This is a genomic window from Stenotrophomonas sp. YJH_SMC_40 (assembly GCF_059368615.1).
On sequence record NZ_JCAFRX010000001.1, the window covers coordinates 576,142 to 592,032 of the forward strand.

Genomic DNA, 15,891 nt, shown 5'->3' on the forward strand with positions numbered 1-15,891 from the left:
CTTGGCCGCGCCGATGTTAGGCGGACGTCATCAATCGATGAACTGCAGGCGTGCAAGTTCAGCGTACAGTCCGCCTTCCGCCAGCAGCTGCGCGTGCGTGCCCTCGGCGACGATGCGGCCCTGGTCCATCACCACGATGCGGTCGGCCTTGAGCACGGTGGCCAGGCGGTGGGCAATGACCAGCGTGGTGCGGCCCGCCATCAGGCGTTCCAGCGCTTGCTGCACGCTGTGCTCGCTCTGCGCGTCCAACGCGCTGGTGGCTTCGTCCAGCAGCAGGATCGGCGCATCCTTCAGCAGTGCGCGGGCAATCGCCACACGCTGCTGCTGGCCACCGGACAGGCGGGCGCCGCGCTCGCCCAGCTCACTGTCATAGCCCTGCGGCAACGCGCGCAGGAATCCGTCCGCCTCGGCGGCGCGTGCGGCATCTTCCACCTCGCTGTCGCTGGCCTGCAGGCGGCCATAGCGGATGTTGTCGCGCGCGCTGGCGGCAAACAGCGTCGGCTGCTGCGGAACCAGCGCCAGCTGTCCGCGCAGCTCGGCCGGGTCGACCTGGCGCACGTCGATGCCATCCACGCAGATGCGGCCACTGGCCGGATCGTGGAAGCGCAGCAGCATCGACAGCACCGTGCTCTTGCCTGCGCCTGACGGGCCGACCAGGGCCACGGTCTCGCCCGGGCGCACGTGCAGGTTGAAATGGTCCAGCGCCGCCTGGTCTGGCCGCTGCGGGTAATGGAACACCACGTCGTCGAACCGGATCTCGCCACGCAGCGGCTGCGGCAGCACGTGCGGCTGCGCCGGCGCGCGGATCTCGATGTCTTCCTGCAGCAGTTCGCCGATGCGGCCCATGCCGCCGGCCGCGCGCTGCAGTTCGTTCCAGACTTCGGCCAGCGCACCGACCGAGCCACCACCGATCAGCGCGTACAGCACGAACTGGCCAAGGGTGCCTGCGCTGAGGCGGCCGTCGATGACATCGTGCGCGCCCAGCCACAGCACGCCGACGATGGCGCCGAACACCAGCAGGATGGCGCTGGCGGTGACCAGCGACTGCGCACCGATGCGGCGGCGGGCGGCCTTGATGGCATCGCCCAGTGCATGGTCGAAGCGGCCGCGCTCGTAGGGTTCGCGTGCATGCGCCTGTACCGTCCTTACGGCGCCCAGGGTCTCGCTGGCCAGGCTGTTCGCATCGGCGATGCGGTCCTGGCTGCTGCGCGCGACGGTGCGCAGCTTGCGCGCACCGATAATGATCGGCAGTACCGCAAGCGGAATGCCCAGCAGCGACCACGCCGCCAGCCGCGGGCTGGTGACGAACAGCATCGCCAGGCTGCCGACCACCGTGACGCTGCTGCGCAATGCCACCGACATGGTCGAGCCGACCACGCTGCGCAGCAGTTCACTGTCGGCGGTCAGGCGCGAGACCAGCTCACCGCTGCGGCTGCGGTCATGGAAGCCGGCACCGAGCTGGATGAGGTGTGCGTAGAGGCGGCTGCGCAGGTCAGCCACGACCTTTTCGCCCAGCAGCGACACGAAGTAGAAGCGCGCGGCAGTGGCCAGGGCCAGCACCACGGCCACCAGCATCAGCAGGGCGAAGGCACGGTTGATCTGGCCGCCGCTGCTGAAGCCATGGTCGATCATCTGCTTGACCGCCGGCGGCAGGCTCAGCGTGGCCGCCGAAGACACCGCCAGGGCCATCAGCCATGCGGTGAACAGGCCACTGTGGCGGCGAACGAACGGCCACAGCGTGCGCAGGCTGCCGAGGCGGCGCAGTGGCGGGGGCGAAGCGGGGGCGCCGTCCTTGTCAGTCATCCTGGTGGTCGTCTTCTATGCGGATACGATCACGAGTGGCGTCGCGCAGGCGGATTTTCAATGCGTCGACCTGATCGGCCGGCAATTCGACCCGCAGGCACACCCCGTTCGCGTCGAACTGTTCATCGCGCTTCTCCGCGCCGAACCCCGGAAGGGCCGCATGCAAGGTGCCCAGGTCTTCGAAGCCGGCCTGCAGCTGCAGCCGTGCCATGGCGACCAGCGCCAGCCGCGGCGCGGTGCGCAGGCATTCTGCGGCGGCGCCACCGTACGCCCGGACCAGGCCGCCGGCGCCGAGCTTGATGCCACCGAACCAGCGCGTCACCACCACCATCACCCGATCGAAGCCTTGCCCGTCGATCGCGGCCAGGATCGGCCGCCCGGCGGTGCCTGCCGGCTCGCCATCATCGCTGGAGCGGTAGTCCTGGCCATGCCGGTAGGCCCAGCAGTTGTGTGTGGCGTCGGCCACGGCAACCTGTTGCAGGAACGCCAGCGCTGCGGGGGCGCCGTCGATCGGCGCGGCATGGGCGATGAAGCGGCTGTGTTTGACTTCCAGCGTGTGGCTGACGGGCTGGGCGAGGGTATCGAGCATTCCCGCCATTCTACGGTGTTGCCGGGTACCCCCGCCCGTTTCAGTCGTCCAGCAGCGGGCGCAGGTCGCGCGGCAGGCGCGCTTCCGGATATTGCTGGATGTAGCGCTCCAGGCTGGCGCGGGCGAGGTCGCGCTGGTCCTGGTCACGGCGCTCGCGGATTTTCTGCAGCCACTGCCGGCGTGGCAGGCGCGCGTCGGCGTCCACCTCGGCCTGCACGGTATCCGCGCTCAGGCCCGCATCGCTGCCGCGGCGCATGATGCCCGGAGCCGAACGGCTGGGAGCCTCACGCTTCATCGAGGTGATCTCCACCCGATCCAGCGCCTCCGCCCGCTCGACCTCGGCGGCATTGGCTGCCGGTGCAGGTGCCGCGGCCGTGCGTGCTTTCAGTGCCCCGGACGCTGCCGGCGCGAATGCCGGTGCAGGTGCCGGTGCCGAGTAGGCGGCGGGTGCCGGTGGCGCAGGCGGCGCTGCGGCCGGTGCTGCCGTCGGCGCCGGCGGGAGGGCCGCAAAGGCGGTATCGGCGGCGGCATCCGCAGCCATCGATCGTGCAGCCTGGGCCGGCGCTTCAGCGGTCTCGGCCGGCGCCGGCTCGGGCGCGCGTGCGATGGCCGGTGCCGGGGCAGCGGCAACAGGGGCGGCCTCGGGTGCTGCGGGCGCAGCGCTTGGTTCGGCGGTCGCCACAGCGCTGTCGGCTGCACTGCGGTCAGCGGCCTGATCGGCAGCCGCAACGTCTTCTGCCGCTGCCGGTGCCGCAGCAACAGCGGCCTCACCGGCCGGAACCGGCGGCGGTTCCGGACGCAGCTGCCAGGCGATGCCGATGGCAAACACCATCGAGGCGGCGATGCCGAACACCGCCGGCCAACGCGGGCGTGTGCGCTGCGTGCGCGGCGCCTCGGGAGAGGCGACCGCATCGGCGGCCGGCGCGTCCACGGCAGCGCGGGCCGCGGCCAGGATGGCAGCGTCCAGTGCGGCGGGCGGAGCCTGCTCGGCGCGACGGCCGAGCAGCCGGGCCAGCTCGCGTTCTTCCGGCGTCAGCGGTTCGTCTCGGTTCATGCGTTCAATCCCGCACGCAGCTTGTCCATCGCATAGCGCAGCCGCGATTTCACGGTTTCCCGGCCTACGCCGGTGATCTGGCCGATCTCCTCCAGGCTCAGTTCCTGATCCAGCCGCAGTTGCAGCACTTCGCGCTGCTCAGGCGGCAGTAGTTCCATCGCCAGCTGGATGCGGCGACGTTGTTCGAATTCGGAAAGCTCGCCTTCCGGGGTCTGCCCATCCTCGATCGCGGCCAGGCGCAGATCGGCATCGGCCGGGGCAGCCGGGCGGTGGCGGGCGGCGCGCCAATGGTCGTTCAGGCGGTTGTGGGCGATGCGGAACAGCCAGGTGCTGAACGCCGCGTCCGGTTGCCACCCGGCACGGGCGCTGATCACCCGCTGCCAGACGTCCTGGAAGATCTCCTCGGCCAGCGCGGTGTCGCGCAGTTGCCGCAGCAGGAAGCCGAACAGGCGCTTGCGGTGGCGCCCATACAGGCTTTCGAACGCGCGCAGGTCGCCACCGGCCCAGGCCAGCATCAAGGCTTCATCGGTTGGCAGTGCGCTGGCTTCCACGGCGTACAGGGTAAGGCCTGCAGGCGGTGGCGCATAGCCGGTGGCAGGGGCGGGCAGGGCGAGGTTCATGGCATGGAAGCAGCTACGGACAGCACGAAAAACGTACGGGCGCACGATTCGGGGTTTACGGGCTCCCATTGCCCCCCGGGTGGCGCGCTATGCTCGGCGGCTCAGGGGAGGCGACGCACAGACGGCGCCAAGAGATTGTCATTTGTCCACGCATGCTGAATCGGCGGAAGAGCCACTACACGAGGCCGTGTTGAGCACGGCGCTGGTGCGCGCGTTGCATGCGCTTTTGCCGGAAACGGCCGTGGTCCGCGTTGGCTGGGACGACCCGCAGCTGGGGAGTGGCCGAGGGGGCTGGCCCTTGCTTGCGATTGACAGCGCTGCGTCCGTGGAGCCCGCCACCGGCGATGGCCAGCACGGCTGGGAGTATGACGGTGCGCGGCTGCTGCTGTCGGTTGCGGGCGCGGTGCCTTCACCCGCGTGGTGGGGGCTGGCCCGGCAGGCGATGGAGCTGGCGCTGCAGCGCGGCCGCCAGGCCGGCCAGATCAAGGCACTGGAAGAGGCCGAACGGCTGCAGCAGGCCCTGTTCCAGATTGCAGATCTGGCCGGTGCCGACCTGGAAATGCCCGAGATGCTGCGCCATGTGCATGGTGTGCTGGGCACGCTGATGTATGCCGAGAACTGCTACATCGTGGAATACGACGATGTGCGCGACCAGATCCGCTTCCTGTACTTCGCCGATCAGGTCGATGACTTCGTCGCCGATCCCACTCAGAGCCATGACGCCAGCGAGATGCCGCGCAGCCTGACCGTGGCGCTGTTGCGCCATGGCAAGCCGCTCAGTGGTCCCTCGCGCAGACTGCTGGCGCAGGTGATGGAACAGGAGCATGACCCGCAGCGTGGGCCCGAAAGCCTGGACTGGCTGGGCGTGCCGATGCTGCGCGACGGCCGCGTCTGCGGCGCCATCGTGGTTCAGAGCTATGAACAGGCAGCCCGCTATGGCGAGGCCGAGCGCGCATTGCTGGGCTTCGTTGCGCAGCACGTACAGACCGCGATGGACCGGCGCCAGGCGCAGGTGCGGCTGGAGCAGCAGGTGGCGCGGCGCACCCAGGAACTGCAGCGCGCCAACCGCAGCCTGCAGGATGAGGTGGCCGAGCGTCGCCGTGCCGAACAGTTGCAGATCGCGCTGTACAACATCGCCGAGATGGCGATGTCGGCCGACAGCCTGGACCAGTTCTATGGTCAGGTGCATGGGGTGGTCGGGCGCTTGCTCGACGCACGCAATTTCTACATCGCTCTGGTCAACCCGGCCGGCAACGGCCTGGACTTCGTGTATTCGGTGGACGAGCACAATGCCAGCCGCGCGCCACGGCCGTTCAGCCGGGGCCTGACCGAATACGTGGTGCGCAACCGGCGCCCGCTGCTGGCGTCACGCGCGCAGATCGATGCGCTGCTGGCCAGTGGTGAAGTGCGCGAGTCCGGCGCGCGCTCGCATTGCTGGCTGGGCGTGCCGTTGCTGCGCGACGATGAGGTGGTGGGTGCGATCGTGGTGCAGAGCTACAGCGAGAACAGCACGTTCAGCGTGCACGATCAGCGGCTGCTGACCTTCGTTGCGCAGAACATCGGAACCGGGCTTGCGCGCCAGCGCGACCAGCAGCGGCTGCGTTCGGCACATGCCGAGCTGGAAAAGCGCGTTGAGGAACGCACCCGCGAACTGGCCGAGGTCAACGAAAAGCTGCTTGGGCAGATCGGTGAGCGCCTGCGTGCCGAGCAGCGCCTGACCCACCAGGCCATGCACGATGCGCTGACCGGCCTGCCCAACCGCCTGCACCTGCTGGATCGCCTGCAGGATTCACTGGCGCTGGCCAAGCGTGAGGGCGGACCGGTGTTCGCCGTGCTGTTCCTCGATCTGGATCGCTTCAAACTGGTCAACGACAGCATCGGCCATGCCGCCGGCGACCGCATGCTGGTGGAAGTGGCCAAGCGCATCGTGTCGATGGCAGGTACCGAAGATGTGGTGGCACGGCTCGGCGGTGATGAGTTCGCTGTGCTGCTGCAGTGCCCGCAGGGCCTGGCGCAGGCACTGGATTTCGGCCAGCGGCTGCTGCTGGCGTTGCAGGAATCGATGTGGATCGCCGGGCGCGAACTGTTTCCGTCCGGCAGCCTGGGCATTGCCCTGTGGAATCCGCGCTACCGCACTGGAGAAGAGCTGCTGCGCGATGCGGATGCGGCCATGTACCGGGCCAAGGCGCAGGGCCATGACCGCTGTGCGATCTTCGACGAGGACATGCGCGAAGAAGCCATGCGCAGCCTGGACCTGGAAGCCGATCTGCGCCGTGCGATCAACAACCGCGATTTCGTGCCGTTCTACCAGCCGATCGTGCGCTTGTCCGACGGCGAAGTGGTCGGTCACGAGGCGCTGCTGCGCTGGCAGCATGAGCGCCGTGGCCTGCTGCTGCCCGGCGCGTTCCTGGAGCTGGGTGAAGAGAGCGGCCTGATCGAACAGGTGGACTGGCTGATCTACGAACAGGTCATCGCGGGGCTGGCACGGGGAGGCGAAGGCTACGTCTCGGTGAACGTGTCGCCCCGGCATTTCCGCTCGGCAGAGTTCAGTGATCGCCTGTTCGGCCTGCTCGACAGCTGTGGTGCCGATCCGCGCCGGCTGCGCCTGGAAATCACCGAGGTGGCGTTGCTGGATGACGGCCCGCACACGCTGCGCATCCTGCAGGGCCTGCGCGAGCGCGGCATCCAGGTACAGCTGGACGATTTCGGTACCGGGTTCTCCGCGCTGTCCTACCTCCACCGTTTCCCGATCAGCACGCTGAAGATCGACCAGAGCTTCATCGCCGGCCTGCACGGTCCGGAAGTGCAGAGTACGCGGGCGCTGGTGGAAGGCGTGCTGTCGCTGGCGCGCACGCTGGGCATTGAGACCATTGGCGAAGGCATCGAGACCGACGCGCAGCGGCAGACCCTGCGTGAACTGGGCTGCGACTACGGCCAGGGCTACCTGCTGGGGCGGCCCGCGCCGTGGGCGCACGCGGCGGCCTGAGCCACCGCGTGCAGCTGCATCATCGCAGGGCGGCGCGGCGCTTCTCGTCGATCCACTTCGAGGCCTGGGCCGGCTGGTAGTTCTTCATCCACTCCAGCATCTCTTCGATGTCCGAGCCGTACCACAGGTCCTGGCGCTGGTCCGGATGCAGGAAGCGTTCTTCCACCATGCGATCGATCATGCCGATCAGCGGGGCGTAGAAGCCGTCCACATCGAGGAATGCGCATGGCTTGTTGCCGATGCCCAGCTGGCGCCAGGTCAGCATCTCGAAGATCTCTTCCATGGTGCCGAAGCCGCCGGGCAGGGCGACGAAACCGTCGGCAAGATCGAACATGCGCGACTTGCGCTCATGCATCGAACCGACGATCTCCAGTTCGGTCAGGCCACGGTGGGCCACTTCCCAGTCGGCCAGCTGGCGCGGGATCACGCCGGTCACCTCGCCGCCAGCGGCGAGCACGGCATTGGCCACGGTTCCCATCAGGCCGACGTTTCCGCCGCCATACACCAGGCGCAGGCCGTCGCGGGCGATGCGGTCACCCAGGGCAATGGCGCGTTCGGTGTAGGCCGGCTTGCTGCCAGCGTTGGAACCACAGTACACACAGATCGATTTCATGGATCTTCCTGTCTCTTGGCCGGAAACGAAAACGCCCCGTCGCCAACCGCAGGGCGGTCGGGGACGGGGTGTCCTTGGATTATGAGCCCTTCTGTAGAGCCGAGCCATGCTCGGCTGCTCTTCGTTCAGATCGCGGCAAAGGCCGAGTCGAGCACGGCTCGACTCTACAAACGCCAAGCAGGCTTACGCGGCAGCGGCCTGCTCGCGGCGCGGGCCTTCACGCAGGGCGCGGCCGACCATGCCCACCAGCAGGTCCAGCTCCTCGCTGTCCATGCCGAAGTGCGGGGTGAAGCGCAGCGAGTTCTCGCCGCCGTGGATCACGTTGATGCCGTGCTGGCGCAGCCATTCCTCGGTCGAGTTGGCGCCGTAGCACTTGAACTGCGGGGCCAGCTCGCAGGAGAACAGCAGGCCGGTACCCTGCACCTTGGTGATCAGCCCGCCCAGCTCGTTCTTCAGCTGTTCCAGCTTGCGCACGGCCTCGGCACCACGCTCGGCGATGTTGGCGCGAACCTGCGGGGTCAGCTGGGCCAGGGTGGCGCAGGCCACGTCCAGCGCACGCGGGTTGCTGGTCATGGTGTTGCCATAGATGCCCTTGCGGTACAGCTGCGCGGCATGCTCGGTCACCGCCAGCACCGACAGCGGGTACTGCGCGGCGTTGAGGGCCTTGGAATAGGTCTCCATGTCCGGCGGGTCGAGGCCTTCGAAGCCCGGGTAATCGACCACCGACAGCACGCCATGCGCGCGCAGGCCGGCCTGGATGGAGTCGAGCAGCAGCAGGCTGCCGTGGGCACGGGTCAGTTCGCGGGCAACGGCATAGAACGACGGCGGCACCGAACGCCCCGGGTCGCCTTCGCCCATCACCGGTTCCAGGAACACCGCCTCGATGAACCACTGGTTGCGTGCGGCGTCCTCGAACACCTTGCGCAGGCCGGCTTCGTCGTACGGCGCCACGGTGATCACCGAGTCCTCACCGCGGTAGCTGGCCAGGTGCTGCATGTAGCTCTTGCGGCTGGAATCGGAATACAGGGCAGGGCGGTCGGTACGGCCATGGAAGCTGCCCTTGACCACCACGCGCTTGATCGCAGCGCCAGCGTGGCGCGCACCCGGGTCGGTCTGCAGCTTGGCGTTGACATCGGCGATGCGGGCGGCCAGGCCGACCGCTTCGGAACCGGAATTCAGGCACATGAAACGGGCGAACGGGCAGCCGCCACGGCGGTGGCCGATCTCGGCGCGCAGGGCGGTGATGAAGCGCTGCTGCGACAGGCTGGGGGTCATGATGTTGGCCATCACCTGCGGGCGGGCCATCGCCTCCAGCACGGCGTCAGGGGTGTGCCCGAAGCCGAGCATGCCGTAGCCGCCGGCGTCGTACAGCACGGCGCCCTTCAGGGTGACCACCCATGGGCCGCGCGCAGCCAGTGCCACGTACGGGGTCACCGCGTCATCGGCATAGAAATTGACGAAACCGTCCTGCATCGCGTCGATCTGCGCCTGTTCGTCCTGCGCCAGCAGCGGCCCCAGGTCGGCCTGCACGCGCGCGAATTCCTCGGCAGCGGCGTCCACCGCGGCGATCAGCTGCGGGTGGTTGGCGGACAGGGCGGTCAGGGTGGCATCGTCCAGCCCGGTGGTGAGACGGGTGCCGGGCTGGCTGCGCAGGGGGGCGAGGCGTTCGATGAAGCTCATTGCAGATCTCCTGAAACAATGGGTCGCACGGGTCTTCAAAAGCAAAACGCGCGTCATCACGCGCGCTTGGGGGCAGGCTCGTGCAGCGGACTTCCGGCTCGATGCTAGCACTTGTTTTTTTGCGCGATAACCCCGCAGAAACCTGCTGCATAGCAGCATTTTCCGCGACGTTCGCCGCGAAGCACGCCGGCTCGCAGACGCTGGACGTACAATGCGCGCCATTGTCGACCTGTTGCCGCCCACTGCCTTGAAGAAGTCCGATTTCCATTACGACCTGCCGGCTGAACTGATCGCGCAGGCCCCGCTGGCCGAACGTTCCGCAAGCCGCCTGCTGCTGGTACCGCCGGCGCCCGATGCCTTCACCGACCTGCAGGTGCGCGACCTGCCGTCGCTGCTGCAGCCGGGCGACCTGCTGGTGTTCAACGACACCCGGGTGATCCCGGCGCGCCTGTTCGGGCAGAAGGCCAGCGGTGGCCGCGTGGAGATACTGATCGAGCGCCTGCTGGGCGGCCAGCAGGCACGTGCCCAGGTGGGCGCCAGCAAGTCACCGAAGGCCGGCAGCCGCATCGCGCTGGATGCCGGCGGTGAAGCAGAAGTGCTGGGCCGCGATGGCGAGTTCTACGTACTGCAGTTCCATGTGCCGGAATCGCTGGAACAGTGGCTGCTGCACGCCGGCCGCCTGCCGCTGCCGCCGTACATCCAGCGTGAGCCGGGCGTGGACGACCGCGAGCGCTATCAGACTGTGTTCGCGCGCGAAGTGGGGGCGGTGGCGGCGCCGACCGCCGGCCTGCATTTCGACGAACCGCTGCTGGCCGCACTGAAGGACAAGGGCGTGGAGTTCGGGCACGTCACCCTGCACGTGGGTGCAGGCACCTTCCAGCCGGTGCGTGCCGATGACCTGAAGGACCACGTGATGCACCGCGAGTGGCTGAACGTGGGTGCCGAGCTGGTGCAGCAGGTGCGGCGCACGCGTGCCGCCGGCGGCCGCGTGATCGGCGTCGGCACCACCGTGGTGCGCGCGCTGGAAAGCGCGATGCGCGACGGCGAGCTGCTGCCGTTTGCCGGCGAAACGCAGATCTTCATCACCCCGGGTTACCGCATCCGCAGCGTCGACGCGATGGTGACCAACTTCCACCTGCCGGAAAGCACGCTGCTGATGATGATCTCCGCGTTCGCCGGCAAGGAGCGCGTGTTCGAGGCCTACCGGCACGCGATCGAGCAGCGCTACCGCTTCTTCAGCTACGGCGACGCGATGCTGCTGTTCCCGCAGGCGGGGTAGGGCCACAGCCTCTGCTTGTGGTGGGTGCGCACCGTTGGTGCGCACTTGCAGGTGCCTGGAGACCAGGAAAGCCACGCATGGCGTGGCTCTACTGCCGTGCCGTTCAGGCCTGAATGGGCGGTCGAGCCGGTTTTGGGAGACAATAGGCAACTATTTGCCCGAATGACCGCTCCATGTCCCGACTGCAGTTCCAGCTCCAGATCCGCGACGGCCGTGCCCGCCGTGGCCGCCTGACCTTCCCGCGTGGCACGGTGGAAACGCCGGCCTTCATGCCGGTGGGGACCTATGGCTCGGTCAAGGGCATCCTGCCGGACCAGGTACGTGCGCTGGGCGCCGAGATCATCCTCGGCAATACCTTCCACCTGTACCTGCGCCCGGGCCTGGACATCATCGCCGACCACGGCGGCCTGCACGGCTTCTGCCGCTGGGATGGCCCGATCCTGACCGACTCCGGTGGCTTCCAGGTGTTCTCGCTGGCCCACCGCCGCAAGATCACCGAGCAGGGCGTGACCTTTGCCTCGCCCACCGACGGCGCCCGTGTGTTCCTGGGCCCGGAAGAGAGCATGAAGATCCAGAAGGTGCTCGATTCGGACGTGGTGATGATCTTCGACGAGTGCACCCCGTACCCGGCCACCGAGGATGTGGCGCGCCGGTCGATGGAGTTGAGCCTGCGCTGGGCCCAGCGCAGCCGCAACGCGCATGACGAGCTGGGCAATGACGCGGCCCTGTTCGGCATCGTCCAGGGCGGCGTGCACACCGACCTGCGCAGCCGCTCGGCCGAGGCCCTGCAGGCGATCGGCTTCGACGGCTATGCCATCGGCGGCCTGGCCGTGGGCGAGCCGGAGCACGAGCGCAACGCCATGCTCGACCACCTGGACCCGGAGCTGCCAAGCGACCGTCCGCGCTACCTGATGGGTGTGGGCCGGCCGGAGGACCTGGTCGAGGGTGTCGCACGTGGCGTGGACATGTTCGACTGCGTGATGCCGACGCGCAACGCCCGCAACGGCCACTATTTCACCTCGTTCGGCACCGTTCGCATCCGAAATTCCCAGTACGCGCGGGACATGGACCCGATCGAGCCCGGCTGCGGCTGCGTGGCCTGCACCGGCGGTTACACGCGTTCCTACCTGCGCCACCTGGACCGCTGCAACGAGATGCTGGCGCCGATGCTCGGTACCCTGCACAACCTGTTCTATTACGAAAAGCTGATGGCCGACATCCGCGCGGCCATCGAGGCGGGAACCTTCCTGGCCTTCCGCGAGTCCTTCTACGCGGCACGCGGGGCGGTGGCCCCGCCCCTGTAACCCGAACGCCCCTGCCAAACGGCCCAAGGACGAACGCCCGGGGCCGTGGCATACTTCAAGGCTGACCCAGATCCGCGGTCGACACCTCGTGCCCGTGAAAGGGCCGAAGCGCCGCCCAACCAAAGGACCAACGATGAACCTGCTTGCTTTCCTGATTCCCGCCGCCCACGCCCAGGCCGCCGGCGGCCAACCGCAGGGCATGGGCCTGACCACGCTGCTGTTCCCGGTCATCCTGATCGCCATCATGTACTTCCTGATGATCCGCCCGCAGATGAAGCGGCAGAAGGAGCACAAGGCCATGCTGGAGAAGATCAAGCGTGGCGATGAAGTGCTGACCAACGGCGGCATCGCCGGCATCGTCACCGACATCGGCGACAACTTCATCACCATTGAAGTGGCTGACAACGTGCGCATCCGCGTGCAGAAGGGCGCTGTCGGCAACGTGCTGCCGGCCGGTACCCTGAAGTCGGCCCAGTAAGCCACTCCCTTTCCGATGCACAACCGCGGCGCCGGGGATGGCGCCGCGCGGGACCCAAGCAATGCTCGAATTTCCACGCTGGAAGTACGTCGTCATCCTGATCGTACTGGCGCTCAGCGCGCTGTACGCGCTGCCCAACATCTACCAGAAGGACCCGGCCCTCCAGATCACCGCCAACCGTGGCGGGCAGATCGACGATGCGCTGCGCGACCGTGTGCTGGCCGACCTGAAGACGGCCGGTGTCACCCCCGTCGGTGTCGAGAAGGAAGGGGAAAGCCTGATTGTCCGCCTGCCGGACCTGAAGGCGCAGTCCGCTGCCAGCGACGCCCTGCGCGACACCGTCGGCGAAAAGTACACCGTGGCCCTGAACCTGGCCTCGACCGTGCCGGACTGGCTGGCCAACCTCGGCGGTCGCCCGATGGTGCTGGGCCTGGACCTGCAGGGTGGTGTGCACTTCGTGCTGCAGGTCGACCAGAAGGCCGCCCTCGACAAGCGCCTGGACGCCTACACCGAAGACGTGCGCAGCACCCTGCGTGACGCGCGCATCGCGTACCAGTCGGTGGAGCGTCGCGCGGACAACAGCATCGTGGCCAACCTGAGCCCGTCCGCCGGTGATGACGCCGCACAGCGTGCCCGTGCGGCACTGGTGAAGGCGCAGCCGACGCTCGGCTACGACGTCAGCGGCAACCGAATCACGGTGACCGTGCCGGAGACCGAGATCGCGCAGATCGCCAATGGCGCCATCGAGCAGAACATCAACACCCTGCGCAACCGCGTGAACCAGCTCGGCGTCGCCGAGCCGATCATCCAGCGCCAGGGTGCCGACCGCGTGGTCGTGCAGCTGCCCGGCGTGCAGGACACTGCCGAAGCCAAGCGCATGATCGGCGCCACCGCCACCCTGGAATACCGCGCGGTGGTCGAGGGCAATGCCCAGGACGCCATCGACTCCGGCCGCATCCCGCCGGAAGCGAAGGTCTATCAGCGCCGTGACGGCGGCGGTCCGATCCTGCTGAACAAGCGCGTGATCGTCACCGGCGATCAGATGGTCGGCGCGCAGGCGGTGACCGACTCCACCAGCGGTGCCCCGGCGGTCAGCGTGACGCTGAACAACGTCGGCGGCCAGCGCATGTTCGACTTCACCAGCGCCAACGTGAACAAGCCGATGGCGGTGGTGTATACCGAACGCGTGCCGACCGTGACCCTGGTTGACGGCCAGGAAGTGCGTGGCTTCAAGGTCAACGAGGAAGTGATCTCGGTGGCCAACATCAACGGCGTGTTCGGCAAGAACTTCCAGACCACCGGCCTGCAGAAGAAGGAAGCCGACGACCTGGCCAAGCTGCTGAAGTCCGGCTCGCTGGCCGCGCCGATGGACTTCGTCGAAGAGCGTGTGGTCGGCCCGAGCCTCGGCGCCGAGAACGTCAAGAACGGCATGCGCGCAGTGGTGTTCGCGTTCCTGTTCACCCTGGTGTTCTTCAGCGTGTACTACCGCATGTTCGGCGTGATCACCTCGGCAGCGATGCTGTTCAACCTGCTGATCGTGGTGGCGGTGATGTCGCTGTTTGGCGCGACCATGACCCTGCCGGGCTTCGCCGGCTTGGCGTTGTCGGTGGGTCTGTCGGTGGACGCCAACGTGCTGATCAACGAGCGTATCCGTGAAGAGCTGCGTGCCGGCGTGCCGGGCAAGACCGCGATCGTGACCGGTTACGAGCGTGCCTCGGGCACCATTCTCGACGCCAACCTGACCGGCCTGATCGTCGGCGTGGCGCTGTTCGCATTCGGTACCGGTCCGCTGAAGGGCTTCGCACTGACCATGATCATCGGTATTTTCGCCTCCATGTTCACCGCGATCACCGTGTCGCGTGCGCTGGCGACGCTGATCTACGGCCGTCGCAAGAAGCTCCAGAACGTGGCCATCTGACGGGACGACACGCACAATGAAACTGTTTCCGCTGCACATCCTCCCGAACGACACCAAGATCGACTTCATGCGCTGGCGCCATGTCGCCATGGCAGTCACCATCGTGGTGTTCCTGGCCTCGGTCGCCATCATCGGCATCAAGGGCTTCAACTACGCGCTGGACTTCACCGGCGGCACCCTGATCGAAACCCGCTTCGACAAGCCGGTGGACGTCGAGCAGGTCCGCAACAAGCTCGAGCAGAGTGGCTTCGAAGGCGCCCAGGTCCAGAGCGTCGGTGGCAACACCGACCTGCTGATCCGCCTGGCCCCGCACGGTGAGCATGCGCCGGGTACCGGTGACGCCGCCGCCGAGGACAAGGCCACCGCTGCCGCCGTGGTGAAGGCGCTGTCTTCTGCCGACAACCAGGCCACCGTGCTGCGCAACGAGTTCGTCGGCCCGCAGATCGGCAAGGACCTGGCGATGAATGGCCTGTACGCGACCATCTTCATGCTGGCCGGCTTCCTGATCTACATCGCGGTGCGCTTCGAGTGGAAGTTCGCGGTCACCGCCAGCATCGTGGCGATGTTCGACCTGATCGTGACGGTCGCTTACGTGTCCCTGCTGGGTCGTGAGTTCGACCTGACCGTGCTGGCCGGCCTGCTGTCGGTGATGGGCTTTGCGATCAACGACATCATCGTGGTCTTCGACCGCGTCCGCGAGAACTTCCGCAGCCTGCGCGTGGACTCGATGGAAGTGCTGAACCGTTCGATCAACCAGACGCTGTCGCGTACGGTGATTACCGCGGTGATGTTCTTCCTGTCGGCGCTGGCCCTGTACATGTACGGCGGCAGCTCGATGGAAGGCCTGGCCGAGACGCACATGATCGGTGCGGTGATCGTGGTGCTGTCCTCGATCCTGGTGGCGGTGCCGATGCTGACGATCGGTTTCCTGCGTGTCAGCAAGCAGGACCTGCTGCCGAAGGCGAAGGACGTCGAGGCCCTGGCCCGTCGCCCGTAATTGCCTGCTGCCCGCAGCACACAGAGAACCCCGCGCAAGCGGGGTTTTTTGTGTGCAGGGCTTGCAGCCCTGCACCCGCGGTAGTGCCGGCCGCTGGCCGGCAACAGCAACAGCGTGCATTCCGTGGTTGGGCGGGGCGGTGTCGGAGTGCGGGGACGCCGCAAGTACGTCCGTGTAGGCTTGGCAGCCGCATCCATGCGGCTGACACCCCGCACTCCGACACCGCCCCACCTCTGACAGATTCCGGCGGCTGTTGGTAGGTGTCGACCTTGGTCGACACATCTGTCAGATATCGATAATCAAACTGGAATCAGATCTACCGTGTCGACCAAGGTCGACACCCACCAGAGAAGAATGCTGTCCCGACAGGTCGCGGAAATCTGTCGAAGGCGGGGTGGGTCCGGTTGCGGGGGCGTGAGCCGCATGGATGCGGCGACCGAGCTTACATGGGTGAGGGCGCTTTGCTTGCGAAGCACTGCTTCGCAAGCGCCCGAACGCACAGCCGCCAGCGGCTGGGCCGGGCCCCGGAGGGGGACTTGCAGCGCCCCCCGCAACCGGACCCACCCCGCC

12 protein-coding genes are annotated in these 15,891 nt (G+C 67.5%); 6 read left to right on the forward strand and 6 right to left on the reverse strand.

Annotated elements, in window-relative coordinates; all coding sequences use genetic code 11:
• Positions 1–30 precede the first annotated feature (30 nt).
• Genes AC5P6X_RS02915 through AC5P6X_RS02930 form a run of 4 tightly spaced genes read right to left on the reverse strand, consistent with a single transcriptional unit; the run spans position 31 to position 3,961 of the window.
• Positions 31–1,803, reverse strand: a complete 1,773-nt coding sequence (locus tag AC5P6X_RS02915) for an ABC transporter transmembrane domain-containing protein (RefSeq protein WP_005413014.1) — start codon at positions 1,801–1,803, stop codon at positions 31–33.
• The gene (locus tag AC5P6X_RS02920) at positions 1,796–2,392 is read right to left on the reverse strand and encodes an IMPACT family protein (protein ID WP_005409249.1); all 597 of its coding nucleotides are present in this window, start codon (positions 2,390–2,392) and stop codon (positions 1,796–1,798) included. Before AC5P6X_RS02920 ends, AC5P6X_RS02915 begins: the two co-directional genes overlap by 8 nt.
• Before the next feature lie 40 nt (positions 2,393–2,432).
• Positions 2,433–3,446, reverse strand: a complete 1,014-nt coding sequence (locus AC5P6X_RS02925; RefSeq protein WP_088436993.1) for a hypothetical protein — start codon at positions 3,444–3,446, stop codon at positions 2,433–2,435.
• A complete protein-coding gene (locus AC5P6X_RS02930; RefSeq protein ID WP_234411849.1) occupies positions 3,443–3,961 on the reverse strand; it encodes an RNA polymerase sigma factor in 519 nt (172 codons plus the stop codon). Before AC5P6X_RS02930 ends, AC5P6X_RS02925 begins: the two co-directional genes overlap by 4 nt.
• A 292-nt stretch (positions 3,962–4,253) precedes the next feature.
• Here AC5P6X_RS02930 and AC5P6X_RS02935 point away from each other — a divergent pair, with 292 nt between their 5' ends.
• Complete coding sequence (locus AC5P6X_RS02935) at positions 4,254–7,052, forward strand: bifunctional diguanylate cyclase/phosphodiesterase (RefSeq protein WP_237398856.1); 2,799 nt, start codon at positions 4,254–4,256, stop codon at positions 7,050–7,052.
• A gap of 19 nt (positions 7,053–7,071) precedes the next feature.
• Here AC5P6X_RS02935 and AC5P6X_RS02940 read toward each other — a convergent pair whose 3' ends face one another.
• Together AC5P6X_RS02940 and AC5P6X_RS02945 are read right to left on the reverse strand one after the other, a co-directional pair.
• Positions 7,072–7,665 (reverse strand): LOG family protein, encoded by a 594-nt coding sequence (locus AC5P6X_RS02940; protein WP_005409253.1) that lies wholly within the window; start codon positions 7,663–7,665, stop codon positions 7,072–7,074.
• A gap of 183 nt (positions 7,666–7,848) precedes the next feature.
• The gene (locus tag AC5P6X_RS02945; protein WP_005409254.1) at positions 7,849–9,345 is read right to left on the reverse strand and encodes an aminotransferase class III-fold pyridoxal phosphate-dependent enzyme; all 1,497 of its coding nucleotides are present in this window, start codon (positions 9,343–9,345) and stop codon (positions 7,849–7,851) included.
• Between the two features lie 211 nt (positions 9,346–9,556).
• On the opposite strand from AC5P6X_RS02945, the gene queA reads away from it, so the two are divergent.
• The 5 genes from queA (at position 9,557) to secF (ending at position 15,321) form a co-directional block, all read left to right on the forward strand.
• The gene (queA, locus tag AC5P6X_RS02950; RefSeq protein ID WP_012479927.1) at positions 9,557–10,624 is read left to right on the forward strand and encodes a tRNA preQ1(34) S-adenosylmethionine ribosyltransferase-isomerase QueA; all 1,068 of its coding nucleotides are present in this window, start codon (positions 9,557–9,559) and stop codon (positions 10,622–10,624) included.
• Positions 10,625–10,797: 173 nt separating this feature from the next.
• The gene (gene tgt / locus AC5P6X_RS02955) at positions 10,798–11,928 is read left to right on the forward strand and encodes a tRNA guanosine(34) transglycosylase Tgt (protein ID WP_062606107.1); all 1,131 of its coding nucleotides are present in this window, start codon (positions 10,798–10,800) and stop codon (positions 11,926–11,928) included.
• Positions 11,929–12,061: 133 nt separating this feature from the next.
• Positions 12,062–12,406: a preprotein translocase subunit YajC gene (yajC, locus tag AC5P6X_RS02960; RefSeq protein WP_005409257.1), complete on the forward strand. Its 345-nt coding sequence runs from the start codon at positions 12,062–12,064 to the stop codon at positions 12,404–12,406.
• Positions 12,407–12,467: 61 nt separating this feature from the next.
• Positions 12,468–14,324, forward strand: a complete 1,857-nt coding sequence (gene secD, locus AC5P6X_RS02965; RefSeq protein ID WP_005409258.1) for a protein translocase subunit SecD — start codon at positions 12,468–12,470, stop codon at positions 14,322–14,324.
• 16 nt (positions 14,325–14,340) lie between these two features.
• Positions 14,341–15,321 carry a protein translocase subunit SecF gene (gene secF / locus AC5P6X_RS02970; RefSeq protein WP_099605402.1) on the forward strand — a complete coding sequence of 327 codons (981 nt, stop codon included), beginning with the start codon at positions 14,341–14,343 and terminating at the stop codon, positions 15,319–15,321.
• Positions 15,322–15,891: the final 570 nt, after the last annotated feature.

What these genes read in the sequence shown, in the direction of transcription:
- AC5P6X_RS02945 (WP_005409254.1), bottom strand. Translation starts at nt 9,345, where the DNA reads ATGAGCTTCATCGAACGCCTCGCCCCCCTGCGCAGCCAGCCCGGCACC.
- AC5P6X_RS02940 (WP_005409253.1), bottom strand. Translation starts at nt 7,665, where the DNA reads ATGAAATCGATCTGTGTGTACTGTGGTTCCAACGCTGGCAGCAAGCCG.
- tgt (WP_062606107.1), top strand. Translation starts at nt 10,798, where the DNA reads ATGTCCCGACTGCAGTTCCAGCTCCAGATCCGCGACGGCCGTGCCCGC.
- queA (WP_012479927.1), top strand. Translation starts at nt 9,557, where the DNA reads ATGCGCGCCATTGTCGACCTGTTGCCGCCCACTGCCTTGAAGAAGTCC.
- secD (WP_005409258.1), top strand. Translation starts at nt 12,468, where the DNA reads ATGCTCGAATTTCCACGCTGGAAGTACGTCGTCATCCTGATCGTACTG.
- yajC (WP_005409257.1), top strand. Translation starts at nt 12,062, where the DNA reads ATGAACCTGCTTGCTTTCCTGATTCCCGCCGCCCACGCCCAGGCCGCC.
- AC5P6X_RS02930 (WP_234411849.1), bottom strand. Translation starts at nt 3,961, where the DNA reads ATGCTGGCCTGGGCCGGTGGCGACCTGCGCGCGTTCGAAAGCCTGTAT.
- AC5P6X_RS02920 (WP_005409249.1), bottom strand. Translation starts at nt 2,392, where the DNA reads ATGCTCGATACCCTCGCCCAGCCCGTCAGCCACACGCTGGAAGTCAAA.
- AC5P6X_RS02915 (WP_005413014.1), bottom strand. Translation starts at nt 1,803, where the DNA reads ATGACTGACAAGGACGGCGCCCCCGCTTCGCCCCCGCCACTGCGCCGC.
- secF (WP_099605402.1), top strand. Translation starts at nt 14,341, where the DNA reads ATGAAACTGTTTCCGCTGCACATCCTCCCGAACGACACCAAGATCGAC.
- AC5P6X_RS02925 (WP_088436993.1), bottom strand. Translation starts at nt 3,446, where the DNA reads ATGAACCGAGACGAACCGCTGACGCCGGAAGAACGCGAGCTGGCCCGG.